We start from the raw sequence: 4,090 nt of genomic DNA on the forward strand, positions 1-4,090 counted from the left end.
CGATTACTTACTATTGCATAAAATTTGATTGTACTGAATTTGACTTTTTATCTGTTAAAGAACTTTGCAACAGAACCTTTAAATGGATAAAAATTAAACAACTTTAAAGAGCTTTACTACAAAAAATGTAGTAAGGCTCTTATATTTTTATATCGAAATTAAATAACTTTATTATCACTTTACAGCTACTTCCTAAACATTGTTCTTCATTTACCAACCTGTGTATACTTTTTTCAAACTTTGCAACAGAACTAGTTTATTTATATGAAATGATTTTGAACGAAACATAATTAAAAGGAGTTTATATTAGATTACTTATTTAATTTTTTGAACCGAACACTTTAAAGTCATAAGCATGAATTGACTTTCCTCCCCGGACAGAGTTAACAATTTCTTCCATACCTATAACTTCACTTTCTTTAATTTTCTTGCCATTTTTTAAAGAATAAATTTCTATATAATATTTATCTTTTCGATTTTTATCATACCGTAAGACATATAGTTGATCGCCCTTGAAGAAGGTTTGCTCATTGTATCTAACACCATCTGTTACATGATAGTCAATCTTAAACTTAGTATTTACTGTATTTGTCTGTGTATTAAACGTAATAACGTTACCTAATCCATTTATAAAATATAATTCATTGTTATGTAGATATGCGGAATTGTTTTTTGTAAAAGGTATTGAAGCTGTAGTATCCTCTTCGGAAGACAACAAAATTAATTCTTGTTTTAATGTCGTTTTATCGATACGTAACAAATAAACTTTTCCTTTAATCGTATTATCATTTTCAACTAAAACCGTATAATAAAAATTTTCATCACTTAAAATAGAAGAATAACTAGAATATGACATATTTTTATCTAAACTAATTTCTGTAACATCTTCAAGCTTCATCTTTAAATCATTAAATGTTACCTTTTTTAGACTATATTCTTTTTTGTCTATATCTTGAGTTATGACCAAAATAGTTTCTTCATCCACTCCAGAGCTCATAAGATAATGTGGGATATTTCCTTTATGAATACCTTTTTTATTACCATATACAACATTTGAATCATATCCTCCGGTATCAGGATTACTACCAGAATTATAGATGTTTACAAACAAGTCGCTGTTTTTTAAATATGCTCTGTAATCTCCTGTATGTTGGTATTTCATCTTAAACTCTTTAAAGTTCTCTCCTACAATTTTAAGCTTATCCTTACTTTCTAATAAAAGTTCTTTTTTATTTTCTGATACTCCTATACCACCAAGCTCTAAACCATTCATTTTATAACCACTTGCTCCCCCATTCTTATTAATAAACACTGCATAACTAATACCCTTACCATCCATGTCTTGATCAGCTGTAGAAGAAAGATATACCACAGCTTGTTTATCCTTCAAAAAATCTTTTTTTTGAATATCTTCCTCAGATATCAAATCCACATTTGAGTTACTGAAAAAGAAAAAATAGACTAATATTGTAATCACAATTACACCTAAAATAACAAATAGTAGTTTTTTCATTATGATATATTCCTTTCTTACAAGAAGAAGTGCAACAAATGGATTCGTTGCACTTCTTTCTATTAGATATTTCGAACTACTAATGTCTGTTTCGCATCACGAACATCTCGTGGATATACGCCAGCGCCACCATCTTTGTCTAAATCTAAACCACCATTAAGCTGGTAAGCTGACCAGATAAGTTTTGAACAATTTTTAGCTCCATAATGACCAGTAGTTCTATTCGTGGCGAAATTATAAGAATATCCGTCTTTACCTACACGACTTTTCGCCCACCATGCAGCATCATTTTTGTTTTGCCAAGTAGTATTTACAGATTTGACAACAGCGTCGCCTTTATCGACTTTACGAGCTGTTGTACTAAGTGTACGTACTCCATCACCTGGAACTGATTCTACAATTGTATTTGAATTATAGTACATACCAACATGTCCATGATTCAAATATGCAGTATATGAACCAGTATAAAAGAAATCGCCCATATTGCTATTACCTACAGATACTGTACCACCACTACCGCCTAACGTGTTTATTTTTTTATTTGCTTCTTTTTTACCTTGAGCTTCATCTGCTTTGAGTTCTTTATAAATTTGTTTAGTAATTGCCTCTTTCGTATTTCCTGTATTCTTTGCCATTTCATTAATACTTGATATTAATTCCGATGTACTCAAATCCGGTTGCATTTTCTTAATTTCATTCAAATAAGGTAAATCATCACTTTCTGCAAAAGTAGCAGTAGGTACAACTACAGCTGAAGTCATTAAACCCATTGTTAATGCTAATGCATGTGATTTTTTCATATTACATCCCCCTTTTTGAAACTATTAATAAAAATACATATTTTACTAACAATTCATTTATTTGGAACATATTCCTCATCATATCTTACAAATAATGTATGTGTAAATGTGTTTTTCGGAAGAAAATTATTTCTCAAGACAACCTTTGGCAATGTATATAGGACAATCAGCAGTGAATATTTTTTACCAAAGCAATTATCAAAATATATATAAAGTTTATAACCAAAGAATCTATCATGATAGCACTATCAAAAGAAATCATTCACTTTTGTATGTTTGTGGGTATTTTTTAGTTCTGTTTATAAAGGAGAGGGAATGAAATGAACAACAAGATGACAACAGATAAGGCCCCTTCTTTACTTTGTGCACTCAAAAAATTAAAGATGAAAGGCTTTTATAAAAATACTACTCATTCTACAATCAAACATTTCAATAATTACATAGAACAAGATCATCGCCATGTGAAGCGCCGGTTTGCTAAATCCTCAGGATTTCAAACACTTCGCCATGCTTCACATACAATAAAAGGAATTGAAACGGTTCATTCCCTATATAAACAAAGACGAAGTCTGATTGAAGACTTCGTCTTTTCGACGTATAACGAATTACAAAAATTATTAACGGCTTCATAAAATTCAACAGCAATTCCGGTTCTGGTGCAAAAACTTCAGGATAATTGCAAGTAATCTATAAATCTTGGACATACTGATACTATTACTCTAAAAGGGGGTGTAATCGGTATGGAAAAGAAAAATTTGTTCAAATGGAAACACCATCAGCCTGATATTATCTTATTAACGGTAAGATGGTACCTACGGTACAATCTCAGTTTTCGTGATTTGGTGGAAATGATGGAGGAACGAGGTTTATCCATTTCTCATACAACGATTATACGTTGGGTTCATCAGTATGGTCCTGAATTGGACAAACGGATCCGACGCTACCTTAAACAAACAAATGACTCCTGGAGAGTCGATGAAACATATATCAAAGTAAAAGGGCAATGGATGTACTTGTATCGTGCTGTTGATTCGAAAGGAAACACAATCGATTTTTGCCTAAGCAAAACAAGAGATCAGAAGGCTGCGAAGCGCTTTTTCAAGAAAGCTTTGCGGTCTTTTCATGTTTCAAAGCCTCGTGTTATAACAGTCGATAAGAATCCAGCTTATCCTATAGCAATTGAACAGTTGAAAAAAGAAAAAAGCATACCTGATGGTATGCAACTTAGACAACAAAAGTACTTGAATAACATAGTAGAACAAGATCATCGTTTTATAAAGAAGCGTATCCGTTCTATGCTAGGACTCAAATCTTTTGACACAGCTACATCCATTCTTTCTGGAGTAGAAGTCAACAAAAGAACAGATTGATTTACGGAATCAGTCCGTCCAAACTCAGAAGGAATTCATCCATCAATTGTTTGGACTTGCAGCATAAGATACGATTCCGTTAGGAATATATGTGCTTTATTCTCTTTTATTTTATTTTTGCACCAGAACCTCATGTCCTTTCCTAAAAGTGATGCATGTACACCATAAATAAGGATATTAGATTTACAAATAGGGGTCCCACCCCATCGCCATCAAGTTAAGAAAAGCAAATACCCCAAAACGAAAAAATGAGCTTTTTTGTTACAAGTTAGTACGAAATTTCGTTCTGGGGGTACTATAAAATTTTAGCTTGATGGGCATGGGGTAGCACCACATCGCTATCAAGCTAACAAAACAAAATACCCCCTAAAATAAAAAAATACGCTATTCTTTCTGTAGAATCATAG

At 32.0% G+C, this 4,090-nt stretch carries 2 protein-coding genes and 2 pseudogenes; 2 read left to right on the forward strand and 2 right to left on the reverse strand.

The annotated features are described in order from the left end of the window. Positions 1-319: 319 nt before the first annotated feature. Positions 320-1,513, reverse strand: coding sequence for a hypothetical protein (locus tag J4P91_RS28345; protein ID WP_207996749.1), 1,194 nt, complete (start codon positions 1,511-1,513; stop codon positions 320-322). 62 nt (positions 1,514-1,575) lie between these two features. Beyond that, positions 1,576-2,313 carry a hypothetical protein gene (locus J4P91_RS28350; RefSeq protein WP_207996750.1) on the reverse strand — a complete coding sequence of 246 codons (738 nt, stop codon included), beginning with the start codon at positions 2,311-2,313 and terminating at the stop codon, positions 1,576-1,578. A gap of 332 nt (positions 2,314-2,645) precedes the next feature. Between J4P91_RS28350 and J4P91_RS28355 the strand changes: the two are divergent. Together J4P91_RS28355 and J4P91_RS28360 are read left to right on the forward strand one after the other, a co-directional pair. Continuing rightward, positions 2,646-2,945, forward strand: a pseudogene (locus tag J4P91_RS28355) (DDE-type integrase/transposase/recombinase); the annotation flags it as partial. 108 nt (positions 2,946-3,053) lie between these two features. Continuing rightward, positions 3,054-3,750: pseudogene (locus J4P91_RS28360) on the forward strand (IS6 family transposase). Positions 3,751-4,090 lie beyond the last annotated feature (340 nt).

This window comes from Bacillus sp. XF8, assembly GCF_017498755.1.
GTDB classification, from domain to species: domain Bacteria; phylum Bacillota; class Bacilli; order Bacillales; family Bacillaceae_G; genus Bacillus_A; species Bacillus_A bingmayongensis.

What these genes read in the sequence shown, in the direction of transcription:
- J4P91_RS28345 (WP_207996749.1), bottom strand. Translation starts at nt 1,513, where the DNA reads ATGAAAAAACTACTATTTGTTATTTTAGGTGTAATTGTGATTACAATA.
- J4P91_RS28350 (WP_207996750.1), bottom strand. Translation starts at nt 2,313, where the DNA reads ATGAAAAAATCACATGCATTAGCATTAACAATGGGTTTAATGACTTCA.